This is a genomic window from Streptomyces sp. NPDC000410 (assembly GCF_040300305.1).
Lineage (GTDB): Bacteria > Actinomycetota > Actinomycetes > Streptomycetales > Streptomycetaceae > Streptomyces.
The window spans coordinates 13,166-35,460 of record NZ_JBEPDM010000019.1; the positions used below are offsets into that span (position 1 = coordinate 13,166).

Genomic DNA, 22,295 nt, shown 5'->3' on the forward strand with positions numbered 1-22,295 from the left:
GCGCGGTTCCCGCCCTGGCCTTGACAGGTTCGAGCGCGGAGATCGGCCCGCTCACCCCGTCGCCTCCCCGCCCCTCGCGATCGCGGCGGCCGCCTCGTGCATGGACAGCTCCAGCAGCGACGGGTCGGTCAGTGTCCCGGAACCGTCCGGCGCGATCAGCCAGCGCACCCCGCCGGTGGACCGGCCCGGATACGGGACGACGATCCAGGTGCCCTTCCCGGCGCTGCGCACGCCCGTGCCGACCCAGCGCGCCGACGTGCCCGGCGGCACGAAGAACCCCACTCGCCCATCACCGAAATCGGCGAGGACCGGGCCCGGCCGGTCCACGAGCCGGGTCAGTACGTCGAGTGCCGGACAGCCGAGCGCTCCGGGCAGGATCAGTACGTCCCAGCGCCTGCCCGCCGGGAGCAGGGCGATGCCCAAGGGGTGCCGCTCCCACTCCCAGCGGCAGGCGTCGGGGTCCCGCGCCGCCGATACCAGCCATTCCACCGCTGTCCTCGCCCCCGAGCCGTTCATCGCCAACAGCCTCCGTTCCGTGTGGTGCGGATGTCCTGCACGGCGAGAGCGCGGGTGGGGCGGATCGATGACGCGGGTTTCGGCTGCTCATGCGGAGTGAAGGGGCACAAGAAGATCGCCGGTTGTGCGCCCCCTACGCCCTGAGGGCGTGGGGGGACCCCCGGGGGCGCGCAACCGGCGATCTTGAGACGGAAGGGTCAGCTGTCGAAGCCGAGGCCCAGGCGGTCCATCGCCTTCAGCCACAGATTGCGCCGTCCGCCATTGGCATCCGCGCGGGCCAGCGACCACTTGGTCAGGCCGATCCCGGCCCAGGCGACCGGCTCCGGCGGGAACGGCAGCGGCTTCGTCCGCACCATCTCCAGCTCCGTGCGCTCGGTGCGCTCGCCCGCGAGCAGATCGAGCATCACGTCCGCGCCGAAGCGCGTGGCGCCGACGCCGAGACCCGTGTAACCGGCGGCGTACGCGACCTTCCCGCCGTGGGCCGTACCGAAGAAGGCGGAAAAGCGCGAGCAGGTGTCGATCGCGCCGCCCCAGGCGTGGCTGAAGCGCAGCCCCTCCAACTGCGGAAAGTACTCGAAGAACTGGCCCGCGAGCTTGAGGTACGTCTCCGGCCGGTGGTCCATCTCGGCGCTGACCTTGCCGCCGAAGGGGTAGATGGCGTCGTAGCCGCCCCACAGGATGCGGTGGTCGGCGGTGATCCGGAAGTAGTGGAACTGGTTGGCGCTGTCGCCGAGCCCCTGCCGGTTCTTCCAGCCGATCGCCTCCAGCTGGGCGGGCGACAGCGGCTCGGTCATCAGCGCGTAGTCGTACACCGGGACGGTGTACGACCGCACGCGCTTGACCAGCGACGGGAAGACGTTCGTCCCGAGCGCCACGCGCCGCGCGAAGACCCGGCCGTACGGGGTGCGGACGGCCATCCGGTCGCCGGACGAGGCGAGTTCCTCGGCGCGGGTGTTCTCGTAGATCCGTACGCCGAGATCGAGGCAGGCCCGCTTGAGGCCCCAGGCGAGCTTCGCCGGGTGCAGCATGGCCACGCCGCGCCGGTCGTACAGCCCCCCGAGGAAGGCCGGCGAGTCGACCTCGGCACGCACCGCGCCCTCGTCCAGCAGCTCCAGGCCGTCGGCGAAGCCGAGCCGTTCGGCCTCCTCGTACACCTCGCGGAGCTCTTCGAGCTGGTACGGCTCGGTGGCGACGTCGATCTCGCCGGTGCGCTCGAAGTCGCAGTCGATCCCGTACGTGGCGACGGCGGTCTCGATGGCGTCGAGGTTCCGCGCGCCGAGCTCCTCCAGTTTCGGCATGTCCGCCGGCCAGCGGGCGATCCCGTTGCCGAGGCCGTGGGTGAGGGAGGCGGCGCAGAAGCCACCGTTGCGGCCCGAGGCGGCCCAGCCCACCTCGCGGCCTTCGATGAGGACGACGTCCCGCTCGGGGTCGCGCTCCTTGGCCAGGAGCGCGGTCCACAGTCCGCTGTAGCCGCCGCCGACGACCAGGAGGTCGGTCCGCTCGGTGCCGGTGAGGGCGGGCAGGGCGGCGGGCTTGCCGGGGTCTTCCAGCCAGAAGGGGACGGGCTGGGCGTCGGAGAGCGATGAGGCAAAGGTCATGGCAGCTGGGGCCATGGTTTCCACTCCTTCAGGGTCTTGCTCGGGTGCTACTTGGGTAGTGCGGTCTTCTTCCGCCGGTTGGCGATGACCTGGCCGGCGACGACGACGATGACGGCGATGGCGAACATGGCCGTACCGATGACGTTGATCTGGACGGGCGTACCGCGCTGCGCCGAACCCCACACGAACATGGGGAAGGTGACGGTGTTGCCCGAGGTGAAGTTGGTGATGATGAAGTCGTCGAACGAGAGGGCGAAGGCGAGCATCGCGCCCGCGGCGATCCCGGGCGCCACGATCGGCAGCGTCACCCGCAGGAAGGTCTGCACGGGCCCCGCGTAGAGGTCCTTCGCGGCCTCCTCCAGCCTCGGGTCCATCGACAGCACGCGCGCCTTGACCGCCACCACCACGAAGCTGAGGCAGAACATGGTGTGGGCGATGAGGATGGTCGTGGGCCCGAGCTCCGCCCCCAGGTTGAGGAAGAGGGTCAGCAGCGAGGCGGCCATGACGATCTCGGGCATCGCCATCGGCAGGAACAGCAGCGAGTTGATCGCGCCACGCGCCCGGAAGCGGTAGCGGACCAGCGCGAAGGCGATCATCGTGCCGAGGACCGTGGCGCCGATCGTCGCCCAGAGGGCGATCCACAGCGACAGGCTGAGCGAGCCGCACATGTCGGCGACTCCGCACGGGTCCTTCCACGCGTCGGTGGAGAACTCCCGCCAGGAGTAGTTGAACCGCCCGGCCGGCTTGTTGAAGGAGAACACCATCACGACGATGTTCGGCAGGATCAGGTAGACGAGCGTCAGCAGGCCCACGATCACGACGAGGTTGCGGCGTATCCAGCGCATCAGACGAGGTCCTCCGTCCCGGCCCGGCGGATGTAGACGGTCACCATGATCAGCACGACCGCCATGAGGATGAAGGACAGCGCGGCCGCTGTCGGGTAGTCGAGCACCCGAAGGAACTGCGACTGGATGACGTTGCCGACCATCCGGGTGTCCGTGGAGCCGAGCAGCTCGGCGTTGACGTAGTCACCGCTGGCCGGGATGAACGTCAGCAGCGTCCCGGAGACGACTCCCGGCATCGACAGCGGGAAGGTCACCTTGCGGAAGGTGGTCGACGGCCTCGCGTAGAGGTCCCCCGCCGCCTCGTGGAGGCGCGGGTCGATCCGCTCCAGCGAGGTGTAGAGCGGAAGGATCATGAACGGCAGGAAGTTGTACGTCAGGCCGGTGACGACCGCGAGCGGGGTGGCCAGCACCCGGTTCCCCTCGGTCATCCCGAGCCAGCCGGTGACGTCCAGGAAGCCGATGGTGTTGAGGGCGTCCACCACCGGTCCGCCGTCCGCGAGGATCGTCTTCCAGGCGAGCGTACGGATCAGGAAGCTGGTGAAGAACGGCGCGATGACCAGGACCAGCAGCAGATTGCGCCAGCGGCCCGCCTTGAACGCGATGAGGTACGCGAGCGGATAGCCGAGCAGCAGACACAGGACGGTGGCCGTGCCCGCGTACAGCACGGACCGCAGGAACTGCGGGTAGTACTCGCTCAGCGCGTCCCAGTACGTCTGGAAGTGCCAGGTGACCTGGTAGCCCTCCTCCAGCGAGCCGGTCTGCACGGACGTCGAGGCCTGGTAGACCATCGGCAGCGCGAAGAAGACCAGCAGCCACAGGATGCCCGGCAGCAGCAGCCAGTACGGGACCAGCTTGCGGCGCACCGGCTGCTTGCGCAGGGCGGGGCCGGCCGGGGCGGCGGCCTCGGTGGCGGTGGTCATGCGGCCTCCTCCACCGTCTCCACACCCGCGTCGATGTCCTGCGCTGCGTCGAGGCCGAAGGTGTGCTCCGGGCTCCAGTGCAGGACGACCTCGGCGCCGGGGGCGAAGCGGCCGTCCCGCTCGATGTTCTGGACGTACACCTCCAGCTCCGGACAGACCGGGCTGTCGATGACGAACTGGGTCGAGACACCGATGAAGCTGGAGGCGGCGATCCTCCCGGTGACGCGGTTGCGGCCCTCGGCGATCTCACCGGCGTCGTCGGCGTGCGCCAGGGAGATCTTCTCGGGGCGGACACCGACCAGCAGCTTCCCGCCGGCGGTGGGACTGGTCGCGCAGCGCCCGGCGGGCAGGCGCAGCTTGGCGTCGGCGGCCGAGACGACGACACCGCCGCCGTTGTTCTCGGACACCTCGGCCTCGATGAGGTTCGAGGTACCGAGGAAGTTGGCGACGAAGGTCGTCTGCGGGTTCTCGTACAGCTCGGCGGGCGCGCCCAGTTGCTCGACCCGGCCGCCGTTCATCACCGCGACCGTGTCGGCCATCGTCATGGCCTCCTCCTGGTCGTGGGTGACGTGGATGAAGGTGATGCCGACCTCGGTCTGGATCCGCTTGAGCTCCAGCTGCATCTGTCGGCGCAGCTTGAGGTCGAGGGCGCCGAGCGGCTCGTCGAGGAGCAGCACCTGCGGATGGTTGATGAGGGCGCGGGCGACCGCGACGCGCTGCTGCTGGCCGCCGGAGAGCTGGTGCGGCTTGTGGCCCGCCTTGTCACCCAGCTGGACGAGTTCGAGCATGTCCCCGACCTGCTTCTTCACGGACTTTATGCCGCGGCGGCGCAGCCCGAAGGCGACGTTCTCGTAGATGGTGAGGTGGGGGAAGAGGGCGTAGCTCTGGAAGACGGTGTTGACCGGGCGCTTGTAGGGCGGGAGGTCGGTGACGTCCCTGTCGCCGAGGTGGACGGTGCCGGAGGTGGGGTCCTCCAGTCCGGCGATCATCCGCAGCGTGGTGGTCTTTCCGCAGCCGGACGCGCCCAGCAGGGCGAAGAAGGAGCCCTCCGGCACGGTCAGGTCCAGCGGGTGCACGGCGTTGAAGGAGCCGTAGCTCTTGCTGATCCCGGTGAGGCGGACATCGCCGCCCGCGGTCTTGTCAGTCATGGGTCGCGGTCCCGAGAGGTCTAGGGGGAGCAGGGGTGCGGGGGGCAGCGGTCAGGCGCCGATGAGCTTGGCGAACTTCTCCTCGTACGCCGTCTCTTCCTCACTGGTGAGCGAGCGGAAGGCGTGGGACTTGGCGGCCATGGCCTTGTCCGGGAGGATCAGCGGGTTCTTGGCGAGCGCGGGGTCGATCTTCGCGAGTTCGGGGCCCACTCCCTCGACCGGGCACACGTAGTTGATGTACGCGGCGAGCTGCGCGGCGACGGGGAGCTCGTAGTAGTAGTCGATGAGCTTCTCGGCGTTGGTCTTGTGCCGGGCCTTGGCCGGGACCAGCAGGTTGTCGCTGGAGGTCATGTAGCCGGCGTCCGGGATGACGAACTGGATGTCGGGGTTGTCGGCCCGCAGCTGGACGAGGTCACCGGCCCAGGCCAGACAGGCGGCCAGGTCGCCCTTGTCGAGGTCCGAGGTGTAGTCGTTGCCGGTGAAGCGGCGGATCTGCTTCTTGTCGACGGCCTTCTGGACGCGGGCGATCGCCGCGTTGTAGTCGTCGTCGGTGACCTTCGCCGGGTCCTTGCCCATGTCGAGCAGGGTCATCCCGACGGTGTCGCGCATCTCCGAGAGCAACGCCACCCGGCCCTTGAGCGCGGGGTCCTCCAGCAGCTGCGCGACGCTCTCGATCTTGCGCCCGCCGGTCGCCTTGGCGTTGTACGCGATGACGGTGGAGATACCGGTCCAGGGGTACGAGTAGGCCCGGCCCGGGTCCCAGTCGGGGCTGCGGAACTGGGGGGAGAGGTTGGCGAAGGCGTGCGGCAGGTTGGCCGCGTCGAGCTTCTGCGCCCAGCCGAGGCGGATGATGCGGGCGGCGAGCCAGTCGGTGACGCAGATCAGATCGCGTCCGGTGTCCTGGCCGGCGGCGAGCTGGGGCCGGATCTTGCCGAAGAACTCGACGTTGTCGTTGATGTCCTCGGTGTACTTGACCGTGATCCCGGTGCGCTTGGTGAACGCGTTCAGCGAGGGACGGCTCTTCTCGTCGTCACTGATGTCGATGTACTGGGTCCAGTTGGAGAAGGTGAGCTGCTTCTCCTTGGCCGAGTGGTCGTCGGACGCCGCGGCCGTGCCGTCGGAACGCTGGGCGGGCGGGATTCCGCAGGCGTTCAGGGCGCCCATGCCGCCGATCGTGAGCGCGCCGATTCCGGACGCGCGCAGGAGGGAACGGCGGGAGAGGGCGCCCCGGCCGTTCGTCATGCTGCGCCGTATCGCTGCCTCCTGCGCGGCGGAGAGACGCTCGGGCTGGTACTGCTTCATGCGCTGGTTGCCCTTTCGGGATGGTTCGCCGCCGGTCGTACGGCTGCTGGTCCACGCGGCAGTAGCCGCATATCGTTACAGTCGGTCCCCGAAGATCGTGCGGTGCCAGTCCTTCCTGACTACCGCGGTGTTGTCGTACATCACATGCTTGACCTGCGTGTACTCCTCGAACGAGTACGTCGACATGTCCTTCCCGAAGCCGCTGGCCTTGTAGCCGCCGTGGGGCATCTCGCTGATGATCGGGATGTGGTCGTTGACCCAGACGCAGCCCGCCTTGATCTCACGGGTGGCGCGGCCCGCGCGGTACACGTCGCGGCTCCAGGCGGAGGCGGCGAGACCGTAAGGGGTGTCGTTGGCGAGCGCGATGCCCTCGTCGTCGGAGTCGAAGGGCAGCACGACCAGGACCGGGCCGAAGATCTCGGACTGGACGACCTCGCTGTCCTGGGCGGCGTCCGCGATGAGTGTCGGCAGATAGTACGCGCCCTTCTCCAGGTTCCCGCCGGGCACCTGGCCGCCGGTGACGACGGTGGCGTACGAGCGCGCCCGGTCGACGAAGCCGGCGACGCGGTCGCGCTGGGCGTGCGAGACGAGCGGGCCGAGGTCGGTGGCGGGGTCGAAGGGGTCGCCGAGGCGTACGGTCTCCATCAGGTCGGCGACGGCGGCGACGAAGGCGTCGTACAGCGGTCGCTGAACGTAGGCGCGGGTGGCGGCGGTGCAGTCCTGGCCGCTGTTGATCAGCGAGCCGGCGACCGCGCCGTGCACGGCGGCGTCCAGGTCGGCGTCGTCGAAGACGACGAAGGGGGCCTTGCCGCCGAGTTCCAGGTGGAGCCGCTTGACGGTGGCGGTGGCGACCTCGGCCACGCGCTTGCCGACGGGGGTGGAGCCGGTGAAGGAGGTCATGGCGACGTCCGGATGCCCGACGAGGTGCTCGCCCGCGTCCCGTCCCGCCCCGGTGACGATGTTGACCACCCCGTCCGGGATCCCGGCCGCGCTCGCCGCCTGGGCGAACATCAGGGAGGTCAGCGGGGTGATCTCGGCGGGCTTGAGGACGATCGTGTTGCCCGCCGCGATGGCCGGGAGGACCTTCCACGCGGCCATCTGGAGCGGGTAGTTCCACGGCGCGATGGAGCCGACGACGCCGATCGGCTCGCGGCGTACGTACGAGGTGTGGTCGCCGCTGTACTCGCCCGCGGACTGGCCCTGGAGGTGACGCGCGGCGCCCGCGAAGAACGCGGTGTTGTCGACGGTGCCGGGCACGTCGAACTCGCGGGTCAGCTTGATCGGCTTGCCGCACTGCAGGGACTCGGCCCGGGCGAAGTCCTCCGCCTGCTCGGCGAGCACGGACGCGAAGCGGTGCAGGGCGTCGGAGCGCTCGCCGGGGGTGGCGCCCGCCCAGCCGGGGAACGCCTCGCGCGCGGCGGCGACGGCGGCGTCGACGTCGGCGGTGCCCGCCAGCTCGTAGTCGAGGACCTGCTCTCCGGTGGCGGGGTCGACGACGGCGTGGTGCCGCCCTGATGTGCCGGGGCGCAGCCGTCCGCCGATGTACTGTGCGCCGTCCTTGAAACGGTCCGGCACGAAACGGTCCTGCCCCTGGAAGCGGTTGCCCATGACGCTCTCCGTTGTTCCAGCTCGAATTGAGTGCCGATCCTGACAGAGCCCAACTTCGCCAACAAGTGATTCCGTAGTTGCCTTTTGGTTACGCGACGGAATCGGTCGACCATGTGTCGATTCGGAGCACCGATCCCCGTACGGAGTGTCAGTGGCGGATGCCAGACTCGCATGCATGGAGATCACCAGCCCGTCGGCCGACGCCCTGATCGAGCAGGTCAGGGGCGGCAAGCGGATCAAGTACCTGCACTTCTGGGGGCACGCGCCACGCCGCGACGGGACGATCGGGGCGAGCTGTCTGAGCCAGTGGTGGCCGTCGCCATTCACCGTGGATGGAATCGAGTATGCGACCGCCGAGCACTGGATGATGGCCGCGAAAGCCCGCCTCTTCAGGGATCCGGAAGCGGAGCGCAAGGCCGTCGAGGCGGCGAATCCGGCGCTCGCGAAGAAGGCGGGGCGGCTGGTGCGCGGCTTCAGTGACGAGATATGGGAGCGCGAGCGCTTCGGGATCGTCGTCGAGGGCAGCGTCCACAAGTTCGCCCACCACGCGGACCTGCGCGACTTCCTCCTGTCGACCGGCGACCGGGTGCTCGTGGAGGCGAGCCCGCTCGACCGTGTCTGGGGCATCGGTCTCGCCGCGGACGACGAGCGCGCCCACGACCCCTCCCGCTGGCGCGGCTTGAACCTTCTGGGCTTCGCCCTGATGGAGGCCCGGGAGCGCCTGCGGGCGCAGGGCTAGCGGGGGGCGGGGGCGGAGCCGTCCGGGCGGCGCGGGGGGGGGCTGCCCGGACGGGTCCGACCGGTATGCGGGGTTCGGGGGAGGTGGGAAGGCTAGCGGGGGGACGAGCTGACGGTCAGCGAGGAGGACGAGGAGGACCAGGGGTCGTCCTCGTAGCGGCTCGACTCGGGGCCCTGGACGATCGCCCAGATCAGGAAGCCGAGGAACGCTCCGCTGATCACGATGCCGATCGCGCCGAGGATGATGCCCGCCAACGCCATGCCGCCGTTGGTCGCCTCCCCGCGCTTGGCCTTTCCGCGACCCAGGAAGCCGAATATCAGCGCGAGGATCCCGAGCACGACACCGAGTCCGTAGAAGCAGAATCCGACGACCGCGACGATGCCGACCACCATCGCCGTGATGCCCATACCGTTCGCCGGGCCCTGCTGCCAGCCGGTCGTGCCGTAGCCGGGGTAGCCCGGGTATCCCGGGTAGCCGTACCCGGAGCCGGCGGGCGGGTAGCCGTAGCCGGAGGTGGCGGGGGCGGTGGCGGCCGGGTAGCCGTACGGGTCGGGGGTGGGCTGGGCGGGTCCGCCCGGGGCCACCGGCGGCGGCGGGACGGCACCGGCCCCGGTGCCCCCCGCGGGCATCGACGTCACCGTCGGATGGTCGTGCACCGTCGGCCGCGCGTTCGGCGCGGACTTGCCGAGCTCCACCCTGTCCTGCGGCTCCTGCGGCGCCCTGCGCTCCGGCGGAGCCCACGGATCCACCGGCTCGTTCCCACCCGGGTGCTGGTCGCTCTGGTCTGACATGGGCCTCCCCCATCGCTGGATTGTCATGCTACGGCCCCGCCCCGCACGGGCACGGCCCCCGCCTACGATGATCCCTGACCGGTTCGGACCAGCGGACACGGCCCAGCACCCAGCACCCACGGAGGACTCGATGACCGATCTGACCCCCTTCATCGAGGGGCTGCCCAAGGCCGAGCTGCACGTCCACCACGTCGGGTCGGCCTCGCCGCGCATCGTCTCCGAGCTCGCCGCCCGGCATCCGGACTCCAAGGTCCCCACCGACCCCGAGGCCCTCGCCAAGTACTTCACCTTCACAGACTTCGCACACTTCATCGAGGTCTACCTCTCGGTGGTGGACCTCATCCGCACCCCCGAGGACGTCCGGCTGCTCACCTTCGAGGTTGCCCGGGACATGGCCCGGCAGAACATCCGGTACGCCGAGCTGACCGTCACCCCGTTCAGCTCGACCCACCGCGGCATCCCCGAGCAGGCGTTCATGGACGCGATCGAGGACGCCCGCAAGGCGGCCGAGGCCGAGTTCGGGACCGTCCTGCGCTGGTGCTTCGACATTCCCGGCGAGGCGGGCCTCGAAGCGGCCGCCGAGACCGCCCGGCTCGCGGTCGACCTACGGCCCGAGGGCCTCGTGTCGTTCGGGCTCGGCGGGCCCGAGATCGGCGTGCCGCGCCCGCAGTTCAAGCCGTACTTCGACCGCGCCATCGACGCCGGACTGCACAGCGTCCCGCACGCCGGCGAGACGACCGGCCCGCAGACCATCTGGGACGCGCTGGGCGACCTGCGCGCCGAGCGCATCGGCCACGGCACCAGCGCCACCCAGGACCCGAAGCTGCTGGCGCACCTCGCCGAGCACCGCATCGCCCTGGAGGTCTGCCCCACCTCCAACATCGCCACCCGCGCCGTCGCCGACCTCGACGCGCACCCCATCAAGGAGATGGTCGCGGCCGGCGTGCTGGTGACGATCAACAGCGACGACCCGCCGATGTTCGGCACCGACCTCAACAACGAGTACGCGGTCGCCGCCCGGCTCCTCGAACTGGACGAGCGCAGCGTCGCGGCCCTCGCCAAGAACGCGGTGGAGGCGTCCTTCCTCGACCCGGCGGGCAAGGCGAGGATCGCCTCGGAGATCGACACGTACACCGAGCAGTGGCTCGCGAAGCAGGCCTGAGGCAGCGATGCGCACCGTCACCGTCGTAGGTCACCGGGGCGACCCGTACATCGCCCGCGAGAACACGCTCCCGTCGCTGCGCGCGGCGATCGAGCGGGGCGCGGACGCCGTCGAGGTCGATGTCCGGCTGACCCGCGACGGCGTACCGGTGCTGCTCCACGACGAGACGCTGAAGCGGTTGTGGGGCCACGACCGTCCGCTCGCCCGCCTCACGTACGAGCAGCTGACCGAGCTGACCGGGCCGACCGAGCCGAGGTACGGCGGGGTGGCGACGTCCGGCGGAGGACCGACGTCCGGCGGAGGACCGACGTCCGGCAAGGTGCCTGCGCACGGCAAGGTGCCCGCGTACGGCGGGGTGCCGACCCTGCGGGAGGCGCTGGGCGCGGTGGGCGGGCACCGGCTGATGCTCGATCTGCCGGGCGCCGACGCCGCGGCGGTGCGCCGGATCGTCGGCACGGTCCATGAGTGCGGCGCGGGCGAGCGCGTCTACTACTGCGGTGGCCCGGACGGGTTGCTCCACGTCCGCGCCGCCGACCCGGGCGCGGAGATCGCCCTGACGTGGACGTCGCTCGCCCCGCCCCGTCCGGTGCTGCTCGACGCGCTGCGGCCGCGCTGGCTGAACTACCGCTTCGGGCTGGTCAGCCGGGAGCTCGCGGACCGGGTCCACAGGGACGGCTATCTGCTGTCCGTCTGGACCGCCGACACCCGCCGCACGATGCGCCGACTCGTGGACTCGGGCGTCGACTCCATCACCACCAACCGCGTCGACACGCTCAGCTCGGTGCTCCGCAGGGCGAACCGCCGATGATGAGGATCCGGGCGCTGCCGGTCGCGGGCCCGTGGGCCGTGGACATCGCCATCGCGCTGCTGGTCCAGGCCGCGATGACGATGCCGTTCGTGGTGCCCCGCTCACCCGAGCTGGCGCCCGCGACCTGGGCGGCGTACGGGCTCACCACCCTGACCGTCGTGCCGCTGGTGTGGCGCCGCCGCGCCCCCGTGGCCGTACTACTGGCGATCCTGGCGGCCAGCGCGCTGTACAAGCTGGCCGTGGAGGGGCCCGGCCAGCCCCTCCCCTACACCGGCCTGGTCATCGTCTACACGATCGCCGCCGTCTCGCCGCCCCCGAAGCGGCTGGCCACCATCCTGCTGCTGGTCGTGGCGGTGCCGGTGTCCGTGTGGCTCAACACCCGCTCGGCCCGTGAGCTGACCTTCTCCCTGTTCGTCTTCGCGGCGGCGTACGTCTTCGGGCGGCTCACCGACGCCCGGCAGCGGGCGCACCGGATCGAGGCCGAGCAGGCCGCCGCCCGCGAACGGGCCCGTATCGCCCGCGAGATGCACGACATCCTGTCCCACGCGGTCAGCCTGATGATCGTGCAGGCGGAGGCGGGTCCGGTGGCGGTGCGTACGGCTCCGGAGCGCGCGGAGGCGGCGTTCGACGCGATCTCCGAGACCGGCCGGGACGCGATGGTCCAGCTGCGCCGGATGCTCGGTGTGCTGCGCGAGGACGGTGACGACGGCGGCCCGCAGGCGGCCGGTGACGCTCCGCGCGAGCCCCAGCCCGGCCTGGACGGGCTGCCGGAGCTGGTCCGGCGAGTGCGCGGGAGCGGCCTCGACGTGGCGTACGAGGTCACGGGCGAGGTCCGCCCGCTGCCCGCGCACACCGAGGCGACGGCACACCGCGTGGTGCAGGAAGCCCTGACGAATGTGGTCAAGCACGCCAGGGCGGCCACGGTCCGCGTCCGGCTCGCGTACGAGGAGGACCTGCTGCGGATCACGGTCACCGACGACGGGCGGGGCCCGGGTCCTGGTACGGGGAAACCCGGCGGCCACGGGCTGATCGGCATCCGCGAACGGGCCGCCGCCCACGGCGGCACGGGGCACACCGGACCGGGCCCGGACGGCCGGGGCTTCGAGGTCGGCGTCACGCTCCCCCTGGGCCCGTAGGATCCCGGGCGCTCCCCCTGGGCCCGTAGGATCCCGGGCGGAGGTGGGGAGTTGACGATCCGTGTGGTGGTGGCCGACGACCAGGAGCTGGTCCGCAGCGGCTTCGCGATGATCCTGGACGCGCAGCCGGACATCGAGCTCGTCGCCGAGGCGGGCGACGGCGCGCAGGCCGTCGACGCGGTGCGCCGCCTGGCCCCCGATGTGGCGCTGCTCGACATCCGGATGCCCGGCATGGACGGGATCGAGGCCTGCCGCGTGATCAGCGCGCAGAGCGCGTGCCGCACGGTCATGCTGACGACGTTCGACGCCGACGAGTACGTGTACGACGCGCTGCACGCGGGCGCGAGCGGGTTCCTGCTCAAGGACGTACGGCGGGACGACCTGGTGCACGCGGTCCGGGTGGTGGCGCGGGGCGACTCGCTGCTCGCGCCCTCCGTGGCGCGCCGGCTGATCGAGGAGTACACGCAGCACACGGCCCGCCGCGACGCCCTCCCGGCCGCCGGGCGGCTGGACGCCCTGACCGCACGCGAACGCGAGACGCTGCTCCTGCTGGGGCGCGGCCTGTCCAACGCGGAGATCGCGGCCGAGCTCGTCGTCAGCGAGCACACGGTGAAGACGCACGTGGGCAACGTGCTGGCGAAGCTGGGGCTGCGCGACCGGATCCAGGCGGTCATCTGCGCGTACGAGACGGGGCTGATCGCTCCCTCCGCGGGGGGAGACGGGCCCGCGGGCTCCCCCGTACCGGCGAGGAAGTGAGGCGGCGGGAACCGCCCGCTCCGGCGATCCGCGCGAACGGCCTGGTCAGCAGGATGTGAGCCATACAGAACAACGGCTCACAGCACAGGAGTTGACCACCATGAACAGCCGCACCCGCGCCGTCGTCGCCGCCGCGCTCGTCCTCGGGTTGTCGTCCGGCCCGGCCGCGCTTCCGGCCACCGCCCACTCCCCCGTGTCCGTCACCCGGACCGCGGGTCCCGACGCCGAAGCGCTGCGGGCGGCGATCGCCGGGCTGCCGAACGCCGGCGCGACCGCCGCGCTGGTACGGGTCGGGGGCACCGACGGCAGCTGGCGCGGCAGCTCCGGCGTGCACGACCTGGCCTCCGGCCGCCCGGCGGATCCGGGCGCCCGCTTCCGGGCCGGGTCGGTGACGAAGGTCTTCACGGCCGCGGTGGTGCTCCAGCTCGCCGCCGAGGGCAGGGTGGACCTGGACCGGCCGGCCCGCTCGTACCTCCCGGACCTGATTCCGGCGGCGTACGAGGACGTCACCGTCCGGCAGTTGCTCAACCACACCCACGGCATCCCGGCCCCCGACTTCGCCGGGGAGACGGTCGAGGAGTGGTACGAGAACCGGTTCGTGATCCACGACCCTCGTGCCATGGTCCGCTCGGCGACCGCGAAGGAGCCGGAGTTCGCGCCGGGCGAGAAGCAGCACTACCTCAACATCGGCTACACGGTGGCGGGCCTGCTGATCGAGCGCGTCGCCGGCGACTCGTACGAGGGCCAGGTGACCCGCCGCGTCCTGAGGCCGCTCGGCCTGCGCGACACGTATCTCCCCGGCACCGACCCGCGCATCCGGGGCCCGCACAACCACGGCTACCAGTCGATGCGGCTCGACGACGGCACGACGGGGCTGCGCGATGTGTCGGTGTGGGGTGTGACCGACGGCTGGGCGGCGGGCGACCTCATCTCCACCACCGCCGACCTGGAGCGATTCACGAAGGAGCTGTTCGCGGGCCGGGTCGTGCGCGGACCGCAGCTGGAGGAGATGTTCACGCTGCCGGACGTCAGGGACTCCAGGAGCGGCGAACCCGCCGCGTACGCCGCCGGTTTGGCGATGAAGAAGCTGAACGGGCGTGAGGTGTGGGGCAAGTCGGGTGGCCGCTGGGGCTACAACGCGGCGATCGCGGCCACCCGGGACGGTTCCCGCACGCTGGTCTACAGCGTCAACTCGACGGACGCCAAGGGCCAGGACACGAACGAGGTGGCCATCGGCGTGATCATGGCGGCCTTCGGCTAGCACTGCGACGGTCCGCCCAGCGGGCGAAAGGCAAGCGAGGCACCGGAAGTCGACATGGGGAAGATCCAGGGAGTTGACGGTGAAGCAGGCAGTACGGGGGATAGCCGTTTCGGTGGCGTTCATGGCGGCGCTGGGTGCGTGCGCGGGCGGGGCGGGCTCAGGGGGAGAGCAGACCGGCAGGCCGAACGGCGACTCGTTGGAGGGGCACGAGGAGGCCGTTGGCGTGTCCTTGACCGCGGAGCAGGTCCGCGTCGCGCTGCCACCCCCCGCCGGCCTTCCCGAGGGCTGGAGCACGGGCGGCGCGCCTACTGTTCAAGACGGCACGGAGGCGGCGGAGAGGTGCGGCTTCGCCACCGGTACCGGGTGCGCCGGAGCCGTGGCCTATGGCCTCAAATCCCTTGAGGGCGAGGAGAGGGTGGCATCGACCGGGGACGGGGCGCCCCTCTACATCAACGTCTACTCCTTCGACTCCGCCGAGAACGCGAAGGTCGCCTTCAAGGGCCTGACCGCCCAGGAGCGCAGGGAAGACGGCTCCGACACGCGGCCGCTCAAGATCGCCACAGGGACGGAGGAGACCGACGCCTACTTCGAGGACAGGGCTTACGGCTTCTCGGCCGACGTGATGATACGCCTCGGCGGAGTCGTCGTCCACATATGGGCGATGGAGCTCGCGGAGGCCGATCTCGTCGCTCCCGTGGCGAAACTCCAGATCGACCGGATCAAGAAGATGGCCGAAGGGAAGAATCCTGACGCATGACGTCCTCCCGGGGGGCCTGGCCGGGCCGGTCGGCCGTCGGCTCGGGCAGTGCCTCCAGGCGCTTGATCAGCCGCCGCACGAAAAGCAGCGGAATCACGCCGAAGACACCGAACGACATGTCGATGACCGACCACCAGAAGGGGATTCCCCGGATCGGGCCGCAGATCAGCGCGAGCGGGATGATCCCGGCGCAGGCGATCATGCCGAACTCGATGACCCAGATGTTGCGTACGGGATCGCGGTACGGCCCGTAGAACGCGACGGCGATGACGAGGTGGGCGAAGGCCAGCCAGTCGGTGCCGTACAGCACGAAGGGGTACGTCGCGTCCGTGGCGTCGAGCCCGGCCCGCACCCGCTCGATCCACTGCGCGAGGCCCGGCATCGCGTCGGCGACGGGTGAGGCCCAGGACGCCAGGGCGCTGTCGATGAGGCGGAGTTCGGTGACGAGGGGGAAGGCCGTCAGCCCGCTCAGTACAAGGCAGACGATGAAGAAGGCCAGCCATCCGCGTATGCGCTTCTCAAGCGCTCGTCGCTCGGTCATGCCCGCAGCGTACGCCCATCATGAACACGTTCAAAAATGAGGGGCTGCGGTCGGGCACACCAAGCTTTCCAGTTCGACGGCACGCTGACGCCCCAGGAGATCACTCGGGCCGCAGGCCTCGGCCGGTGGCACCAGGAGAGTGACGACATCGCCCTCCGGATCACGGTCACCTACCCGGCCGACGCGGCGCTGCCCGGGGACTGCTACCGCTTCGTCCTTGGCTTCCGCTGGACCCGAACACGCGGGTAGTGCTGCCGCGGGTGGGTGAGGTGCGAAGAGGGAGGCGCGTCACCTCGGTGAACTGAGGACGCGGAACTCAGAGCCCACGGCCCGGAACTCACAGCCCGGAACTCAGAGCCCGGAACTCAGAGCCCGACGATGGAGTTCCACCGCTTCGCGAAACCGGTGCGCTCCACGGAGGTGATGTCCCGTGCGATCGCGAGCCGTTTGCGCATCGCGTCGTCGGGGAAGATCAGCGGATCCTCGGCGAGCGCCGCGAGGTCCTCGTCCTTGGAATCGGCCAGCACGTCCCGCGCGGCGGGCACCGGACACACGTAGTTGACCCAGGCGGCGAGTTCGGCGGCGACTTCGGGCTCGTAGTAGTAGTCGACGAGCGCTTCGGCGTTGCGCTTGTGCCGGGCGAGGTTGGGGATCATGAGCGATTCGGCCCAGAGCTCCGCGCCCTCCTCCGGGACCACGAACGCGATGTCCGGGTTGTCGGCCTGGAGCTGGATGACGTCGCCCGAGTACGCCTGACAGGCGAGGACGTCGCCGGTGCTGAGGTCCTTGATGTAGTCGTTGCCGGTGAAGCGGCGGATGTGCTTCTGCCGCACCAGCTTCTCGACCTGGTCGCACATGGTGTGGAAGTCGTCCGCGGTCCAGCGGGTGATGTCCACTCCGTTCCCCTGCATCAGCAGCCCGAAGGACTCGTCGAGCCCGGACAGCAGCGTGACCTTGCCGCGCAGGTCGTCGGCCCACAGGTCCTGGGTGTGCTTGATCTCCCGGCCGAGCTTCCTGCGGTTGTACGCGATGCCGGTGATCCCGGACTGCCAGGGCACGCTGTGCCGGCGCCCCTCGTCGAAGCCGGGGGTGCGCAGCTGTGGGTCGAGGTACCTGGCGACGTTCGGCTGGCGGTCGCGGTCCATCTCCTGGACCCAGCCGAGCCGTACGAACCGGGCCGCCATCCAGTCGCTGATGACGATCAGGTCCCGGCCGGTCTCCTGATGGTTCATCAGGGCGGGGCTGATCTTGCCGAAGAACTCGTCGTTGTCGTTGATGTCCTCGGTGTAGCGGACGGAGACGCCGGTGCGTTCGCTGAAGGCGTCGAGGGTGGGCCGCTTGGAGGTGTCCTCGCCGTCGGTGTCTATGTAGAGGGGCCAGTTGGCGAAGTCGAGGGCCTTGTCACGGCTGGAGAGGTCACGGCCCGCGCGGTCCCGGGGCTCGACGTAGGCGGCGGGGACTCCGCAGCCGCCGAGCGCGAGGCCCGCGGCGGCGGCGAGCAGGGAACGGCGGGAGAGGCGAGTGTTCTTCGACGTCGCTGGCACGTCGGCAGAATGCCGGGCGGCCGGTGTGACGGGCAATGGACGCTGCGTCGAGCGTGGGGCGTCGCCACGGACACCCTGTCGACCATGGACGCATGCCTATACTTCCTGGACACCTGTCCATTTCCTGGGAGTGGCAATCATGGAGACAACGGCAACGGTGCTGGTCGGCCTGGTGGCAGCGCTGCACCTGTACTTCCTGGTGCTGGAGATGTTCCTGTGGGAGCGGGCCCCGGGGCGCGGGCTGTCGGGGTTCGACGCGGAGATGGCGCGGGCGACGGCGCCGCTCGCCGCGAACCAGGGCCTTTACAACGGTTTCCTCGCGGCCGGTCTGATCTGGGGGCTGATCGCGGCGGACCCGACGGGCTTCGGGGTGCGGGTGTTCTTCCTGGTGTGTGTGGTGGTGGCCGGGCTGTACGGCGGAGCCACGGCCAACCGGCGCATCTACGTGGCCCAGGCGCTGCCGGGTGCGCTCGCGCTGGCCGCGGTGCTGGTGGCGGGGTGAGCACCGATCCGCGCGCGGAGCGCACGAAGGACCGGCTGCGGCGGGCGCTCCTGGAGGCGTGCGCGGACCGGCCGCTGGCGGACGTCAGCGTCGCGGGCCTGGTACGCCGGGCGGGCGTCGGGCGCGCCACGTTCTACCTCCACTACCCGGACCTGGACGCGCTCGCCGTCGACGCCTGCGCCGAGGTGGTCCGGGACGCGGTGGAGGCGCTGCACGCGTGGCGCGGGGTGCCCGATCCGGCGGCGCCGCCCGCCGCGCTCGCCGATTTCTTCGCCCGGATCGCGCCGCACGCGCCGCTCTACCGCACGCTGCTGCGCGAGGGCGGCGGGGGCCCGCTGGGCGACCTCCTGCACCGCGAACTGCGTGCCCGCAGCCGCCGCGAACGCGAACTGGCCGGGGCGCCCGCCCCCGACCTGATCGCCTCGGCCGTCGCGGCGACGTTCACGGGCGTCCTGGCGGACTGGCTGCACGACCGCATCCCGTCCTCCCCGCCGGACACGATGTCCGCGCACGTCTGGCGTCTCCTGCTGTCCCTGCACACGACGCCCCTGCGGTAACCGGTGGGCGGGGGGGGCTGGGCGGCGCGGGCTGGGCGGGCGTGGGGGCGGAGACCCGCGGGGTACGGGCCAGCACCCCAGCGACGGCCCGGAGGCAACGCCCCGGCAGGGGCCCCGGGGGCAACGCCCCGGCAGGGGGCCCTGGGGGCAACGCCCCCAAGTACGCCGAAGGGCGGGCCGTGGGCCCGCCCTTCCACTGCCGCCCGCGCCGGGGCGAGGGGCTCGTCGGGGGCGCCGCCCCCGACGAGCCTCAACCCGCGCCCGCGCCGGAGGCGTTACGCGTCCAGGGACGTCATCACGTGCTTGATCCGCGTGTAGTCCTCGAAGCCGTACGCCGAAAGGTCCTTGCCGTAGCCGGACTTCTTGTAGCCACCGTGCGGCATCTCCGCCACCAGCGGGATGTGCGTGTTGATCCACACACAGCCGAAGTCCAGCGCCCGCGACATCCGCATCGCCCGCGCGTGGTCCTTCGTCCACACCGACGAGGCCAGCGCGAACTCGACGTCGTTCGCGTACTGGAGCGCCTGCTCCTCGTCGCGGAACGACTGGACCGTGATGACCGGGCCGAAGACCTCGTTCTGGATGATCTCGTCGTCCTGCTTCAGGCCCGAGACGACGGTCGGGGCGTAGAAGTAGCCCTTGTCGCCGACCCGGTGGCCGCCCGCCTGGACCTTCGCGTGCGCCGGAAGGCGGTCGATGAAGCCCGAGACCTGCTTCAGCTGGTTCGCGTTGTTCAGCGGGCCGTACAGCACGTCCTCGTCGTCCGGCTGACCGGTCTTGGTGTCCGCCGCGGCCTTGGCCAGCGCCGCCACGAACTCGTCGTGGATCGACTCGTGCACGAGCACCCGGGTCGCGGCCGTACAGTCCTGGCCCGCGTTGAAGAAGCCCGCCACCGAGATGTCCTCGACGGCCTTGGCGATGTCGGTGTCCTCGAAGACGACGACCGGCGCCTTGCCGCCCAGCTCCAGGTGGACGCGCTTGACGTCCTTGGCCGCCGACTCGGCGACCTGCATGCCCGCGCGCACCGAACCGGTGATGGAGGCCATCGCCGGCACCTCGTGCTCGACCATCGCGCGGCCCGTCTCACGGTCACCGCACAGGACGTTGAAGACGCCCTTCGGCACGATCGCGCCGATGATCTCGGCCATCAGCACCGTGGACGCCGGCGTCGTGTCGGACGGCTTGAGCACCACGGTGTTGCCCGCGGCGAGCGCCGGGGCGAACTTCCAGACGGCCATCATCATCGGGTAGTTCCACGGCGCGACCTGCGCGCAGACACCGACGGGCTCGCGGCGGATGATGGAGGTCATCCCCTCCATGTACTCGCCGGCGCTGCGGCCTTCGAGCAGCCGGGCCGCACCCGCGAAGAAGCGGATCTGGTCGACCATCGGCGGAAGCTCTTCGCTCGCAGTGAGGCCGAGCGGCTTGCCGGTGTTCTCCGACTCGGCCGCGATCAGCTCCTCCGCCCGCTCCTCGATGGCGTCCGCGATCTTGAGCAGTACCTTCTGGCGCTCCGACGGAGTGGTGTCGCGCCAGGCCGGGAACGCGGCTGCCGCGGCGGCCATGGCGGCGTCGACATCCGCCTGGCCGGACAGCGGCGAGGTCGCGTACGCCTCGCCGGTGGCCGGGTTGACCACCTCGATGGTCCGCCCGTCCGCGGCGTCCCGGAACTCTCCGTCGATGTAATTGCGCAGACGACGCAGTTCGGTGGTCACAGCCACCCCTCCTTGCTGTTGTCCGATAGGTGAGACACCCCACCCTACGTCGACCAGGCTAGCCCCACCACTGACGCTTTCGACAGATGCAGGGCCCTTCAACTTCGGATTCCGTGAGTTTTGGAGCTACGGACAACGATATTCATCGCTCTCGGGTTGCGGGATCGACGAGTCCGGTGCACAGTATTGGCGTGGCCAGTCGAAGCACAGACTCCAGGACCGGGAGCGGATCGTCCCCGACGGTCGATGCCGTATCCCTCGCGATCATCGAGCAGCTCCAGGAGGACGGCCGTCGTCCTTACGCCGCGATAGGCAAGGCCGTCGGCCTGTCCGAAGCGGCGGTCCGGCAGCGCGTACAGAAGCTGCTGGACCAAGGCGTGATGCAGATCGTCGCCGTCACCGACCCGCTCACCGTGGGCCTGCGACGCCAGGCGATGGTCGGGATCAACGTCGAGGGCGACCTCGATCCGGTTGCGGACGCACTGACGGCCATGTCCGAATGTGAGTACGTGGTCATGACCGCGGGCTCGTTCGACTTGATGGTGGAGATCGTCTGCGAGGACGACGACCACCTGCTGGATGTGATCAACCGACGCATCCGCACCCTCCCCGGCGTGCGCTCCACCGAGAGCTTCGTCTACCTCAAGCTCAAGAAGCAGACCTATATGTGGGGAACCCGATAGCCGTGAGCAAGGACCTCTCCAAGACCGCCTACGACCACCTGTGGATGCACTTCACCCGCATGTCGTCGTACGAGAACGCACCCGTCCCCACCATCGTGCGTGGTGAGGGCACCTACATCTACGACGACAAGGGCAAGCGCTACCTCGACGGCCTCGCCGGCCTGTTCGTGGTCCAGGCGGGCCATGGCCGCAAGGAGCTGGCCGAGGTCGCCGCCAAGCAGGCCCAGGAGCTCGCCTTCTTCCCGGTGTGGTCGTACGCCCACCCGAAGGCGGTAGAGCTGGCCGAGCGGCTCGCCAACGAAGCCCCCGGCGACCTGAACAAGGTCTTCTTCACCACCGGTGGCGGCGAGGCGGTCGAGACCGCCTGGAAGCTCGCCAAGCAGTACTTCAAGCTGGTCGGCAAGCCGACCAAGTACAAGGTCATCTCGCGTGCGGTCGCCTACCACGGCACCCCGCAGGGCGCCCTGTCCATCACCGGCCTGCCGGGCCTGAAGGCCCCGTTCGAGCCGCTGGTGCCCGGTGCCCACAAGGTGCCGAACACGAACATCTACCGTGCCCCGCTGCACGGCGACGACCCGGAGGCCTTCGGCCGCTGGGCCGCCGACCAGATCGAGCAGCAGATCCTCTTCGAGGGCCCCGAGACCGTCGCCGCAGTCTTCCTCGAGCCGGTCCAGAACGCCGGTGGCTGCTTCCCGCCGCCGCCCGGGTACTTCCAGCGGGTCCGCGAGATCTGTGACCAGTACGACGTGCTGCTCGTCTCCGACGAGGTCATCTGCGCGTTCGGCCGCCTCGGCACGACGTTCGCCTGTGACAAGTTCGGCTACGTGCCGGACATGATCACCTGCGCCAAGGGCATGACCTCGGGTTACTCCCCGATCGGCGCCTGCATCGTCTCCGACCGCCTCGCCGAGCCGTTCTACAAGGGTGACAACACCTTCCTGCACGGCTACACCTTCGGTGGCCACCCGGTCTCCGCGGCCGTCGGTATCGCCAACCTCGAACTGTTCGAGCGCGAGAAGATCAACCAGCACGTGCTCGACAACGAGGGCAACTTCCTGTCGACGCTGCAGAAGCTGCACGACCTGCCGATCGTCGGCGACGTCCGCGGCAACGGCTTCTTCTACGGCATCGAGCTCGTGAAGGACAAGAACACCAAGGAGTCCTTCAACGAGGAGGAGACCGAGCGCGTCCTGTACGGCTTCCTCTCCAAGGCGCTGTACGACGCCGGTCTGTACTGCCGCGCCGACGACCGCGGTGACCCGGTCATCCAGCTCGCGCCGCCGCTGATCTCCACCCAGGAGACGTTCGACGAGATCGAGCAGATCCTGCGGTCGGTCCTCTCCGAGGCCTGGACGAAGCTCTAGGCTCCCAGCCTCACGGCTCACCGGCGTCCACGGCCCGGGTGC

The 22,295-nt window shown here is 70.3% G+C and carries 23 protein-coding genes; 12 read left to right on the forward strand and 11 right to left on the reverse strand.

What is annotated here, in order from left to right:
- Positions 1-51: 51 nt before the first annotated feature.
- From ABT342_RS20110 to ABT342_RS20140, 7 genes are all read right to left on the reverse strand, one after another.
- Positions 52-516 carry a bifunctional DNA primase/polymerase gene (locus ABT342_RS20110; protein WP_351575311.1) on the reverse strand — a complete coding sequence of 155 codons (465 nt, stop codon included), beginning with the start codon at positions 514-516 and terminating at the stop codon, positions 52-54.
- 197 nt (positions 517-713) lie between these two features.
- A complete protein-coding gene (locus ABT342_RS20115; protein WP_351575313.1) occupies positions 714-2,129 on the reverse strand; it encodes an NAD(P)/FAD-dependent oxidoreductase in 1,416 nt (471 codons plus the stop codon).
- Between the two features lie 32 nt (positions 2,130-2,161).
- Positions 2,162-2,959 (reverse strand): ABC transporter permease, encoded by a 798-nt coding sequence (locus ABT342_RS20120; protein ID WP_351575316.1) that lies wholly within the window; start codon positions 2,957-2,959, stop codon positions 2,162-2,164.
- Entirely contained in the window at positions 2,959-3,879 is a 921-nt protein-coding gene (locus ABT342_RS20125; protein ID WP_351575319.1) for an ABC transporter permease, read from the reverse strand. Before ABT342_RS20125 ends, ABT342_RS20120 begins: the two co-directional genes overlap by 1 nt.
- The gene (locus ABT342_RS20130; protein ID WP_351575322.1) at positions 3,876-5,027 is read right to left on the reverse strand and encodes an ABC transporter ATP-binding protein; all 1,152 of its coding nucleotides are present in this window, start codon (positions 5,025-5,027) and stop codon (positions 3,876-3,878) included. The genes ABT342_RS20125 and ABT342_RS20130 overlap by 4 nt, the downstream gene beginning before the upstream one ends.
- Before the next feature lie 51 nt (positions 5,028-5,078).
- Positions 5,079-6,329 carry an ABC transporter substrate-binding protein gene (locus ABT342_RS20135; protein WP_351575325.1) on the reverse strand — a complete coding sequence of 417 codons (1,251 nt, stop codon included), beginning with the start codon at positions 6,327-6,329 and terminating at the stop codon, positions 5,079-5,081.
- Between the two features lie 75 nt (positions 6,330-6,404).
- Positions 6,405-7,937 carry a gamma-aminobutyraldehyde dehydrogenase gene (locus ABT342_RS20140; protein WP_351575328.1) on the reverse strand — a complete coding sequence of 511 codons (1,533 nt, stop codon included), beginning with the start codon at positions 7,935-7,937 and terminating at the stop codon, positions 6,405-6,407.
- 175 nt (positions 7,938-8,112) lie between these two features.
- Between ABT342_RS20140 and ybiA the strand changes: the two genes are divergently transcribed.
- Complete coding sequence (ybiA, locus tag ABT342_RS20145; protein ID WP_351575331.1) at positions 8,113-8,676, forward strand: riboflavin biosynthesis intermediates N-glycosidase; 564 nt, start codon at positions 8,113-8,115, stop codon at positions 8,674-8,676.
- A gap of 92 nt (positions 8,677-8,768) precedes the next feature.
- On the opposite strand, the gene ABT342_RS20150 is transcribed toward ybiA, so the two are convergent.
- Positions 8,769-9,467, reverse strand: coding sequence for a DUF4190 domain-containing protein (locus tag ABT342_RS20150; RefSeq protein ID WP_351575334.1), 699 nt, complete (start codon positions 9,465-9,467; stop codon positions 8,769-8,771).
- Between the two features lie 67 nt (positions 9,468-9,534).
- Here ABT342_RS20150 and ABT342_RS20155 point away from each other — a divergent pair, with 67 nt between their 5' ends.
- The 6 genes from ABT342_RS20155 (at position 9,535) to ABT342_RS20180 (ending at position 15,347) form a co-directional block, all read left to right on the forward strand.
- A complete protein-coding gene (locus ABT342_RS20155; protein WP_351575337.1) occupies positions 9,535-10,629 on the forward strand; it encodes an adenosine deaminase in 1,095 nt (364 codons plus the stop codon).
- 7 nt (positions 10,630-10,636) lie between these two features.
- Positions 10,637-11,437: a glycerophosphodiester phosphodiesterase gene (locus ABT342_RS20160; protein ID WP_351575339.1), complete on the forward strand. Its 801-nt coding sequence runs from the start codon at positions 10,637-10,639 to the stop codon at positions 11,435-11,437.
- Positions 11,434-12,573: a sensor histidine kinase gene (locus ABT342_RS20165; RefSeq protein ID WP_351575342.1), complete on the forward strand. Its 1,140-nt coding sequence runs from the start codon at positions 11,434-11,436 to the stop codon at positions 12,571-12,573. The genes ABT342_RS20160 and ABT342_RS20165 overlap by 4 nt, the downstream gene beginning before the upstream one ends.
- A 51-nt stretch (positions 12,574-12,624) precedes the next feature.
- Positions 12,625-13,329 carry a response regulator gene (locus tag ABT342_RS20170; RefSeq protein ID WP_351575345.1) on the forward strand — a complete coding sequence of 235 codons (705 nt, stop codon included), beginning with the start codon at positions 12,625-12,627 and terminating at the stop codon, positions 13,327-13,329.
- Between the two features lie 100 nt (positions 13,330-13,429).
- Entirely contained in the window at positions 13,430-14,590 is a 1,161-nt protein-coding gene (locus tag ABT342_RS20175) for a serine hydrolase domain-containing protein (protein WP_351575348.1), read from the forward strand.
- 73 nt (positions 14,591-14,663) lie between these two features.
- Positions 14,664-15,347, forward strand: a complete 684-nt coding sequence (locus ABT342_RS20180) for a hypothetical protein (RefSeq protein ID WP_351575351.1) — start codon at positions 14,664-14,666, stop codon at positions 15,345-15,347.
- Here the strand turns inward: ABT342_RS20180 and ABT342_RS20185 are convergent.
- Positions 15,310-15,888 carry a hypothetical protein gene (locus ABT342_RS20185; protein ID WP_351575354.1) on the reverse strand — a complete coding sequence of 193 codons (579 nt, stop codon included), beginning with the start codon at positions 15,886-15,888 and terminating at the stop codon, positions 15,310-15,312. The two genes, ABT342_RS20180 and ABT342_RS20185, sit on opposite strands and share 38 nt — an antisense overlap.
- A 36-nt stretch (positions 15,889-15,924) precedes the next feature.
- On the opposite strand from ABT342_RS20185, the gene ABT342_RS20190 reads away from it, so the two are divergent.
- Positions 15,925-16,137, forward strand: coding sequence for a hypothetical protein (locus tag ABT342_RS20190; RefSeq protein ID WP_351575357.1), 213 nt, complete (start codon positions 15,925-15,927; stop codon positions 16,135-16,137).
- 116 nt (positions 16,138-16,253) lie between these two features.
- Here the strand turns inward: ABT342_RS20190 and ABT342_RS20195 are convergent, their stop codons facing one another.
- Complete coding sequence (locus ABT342_RS20195; protein WP_351575360.1) at positions 16,254-17,432, reverse strand: polyamine ABC transporter substrate-binding protein; 1,179 nt, start codon at positions 17,430-17,432, stop codon at positions 16,254-16,256.
- Positions 17,433-17,571: 139 nt separating this feature from the next.
- Here ABT342_RS20195 and ABT342_RS20200 point away from each other — a divergent pair, with 139 nt between their 5' ends.
- Together ABT342_RS20200 and ABT342_RS20205 are read left to right on the forward strand one after the other, a co-directional pair.
- A complete protein-coding gene (locus tag ABT342_RS20200) occupies positions 17,572-17,934 on the forward strand; it encodes a DUF1304 domain-containing protein (protein WP_351575363.1) in 363 nt (120 codons plus the stop codon).
- Positions 17,931-18,491 (forward strand): TetR/AcrR family transcriptional regulator, encoded by a 561-nt coding sequence (locus ABT342_RS20205; protein ID WP_351575366.1) that lies wholly within the window; start codon positions 17,931-17,933, stop codon positions 18,489-18,491. Before ABT342_RS20200 ends, ABT342_RS20205 begins: the two co-directional genes overlap by 4 nt.
- 275 nt (positions 18,492-18,766) lie before the next feature.
- On the opposite strand, the gene ABT342_RS20210 is transcribed toward ABT342_RS20205, so the two are convergent.
- Positions 18,767-20,206 carry a gamma-aminobutyraldehyde dehydrogenase gene (locus ABT342_RS20210; protein WP_351575369.1) on the reverse strand — a complete coding sequence of 480 codons (1,440 nt, stop codon included), beginning with the start codon at positions 20,204-20,206 and terminating at the stop codon, positions 18,767-18,769.
- 191 nt (positions 20,207-20,397) lie between these two features.
- On the opposite strand from ABT342_RS20210, the gene ABT342_RS20215 reads away from it, so the two are divergent.
- Both ABT342_RS20215 and ABT342_RS20220 read left to right on the forward strand, forming a co-directional pair.
- On the forward strand, positions 20,398-20,889 hold the full coding sequence (locus ABT342_RS20215; RefSeq protein WP_351575372.1) for an Lrp/AsnC family transcriptional regulator: 492 nt from the start codon (positions 20,398-20,400) through the stop codon (positions 20,887-20,889).
- On the forward strand, positions 20,874-22,253 hold the full coding sequence (locus ABT342_RS20220; protein WP_351575375.1) for an aspartate aminotransferase family protein: 1,380 nt from the start codon (positions 20,874-20,876) through the stop codon (positions 22,251-22,253). Before ABT342_RS20215 ends, ABT342_RS20220 begins: the two co-directional genes overlap by 16 nt.
- Positions 22,254-22,295: the final 42 nt, after the last annotated feature.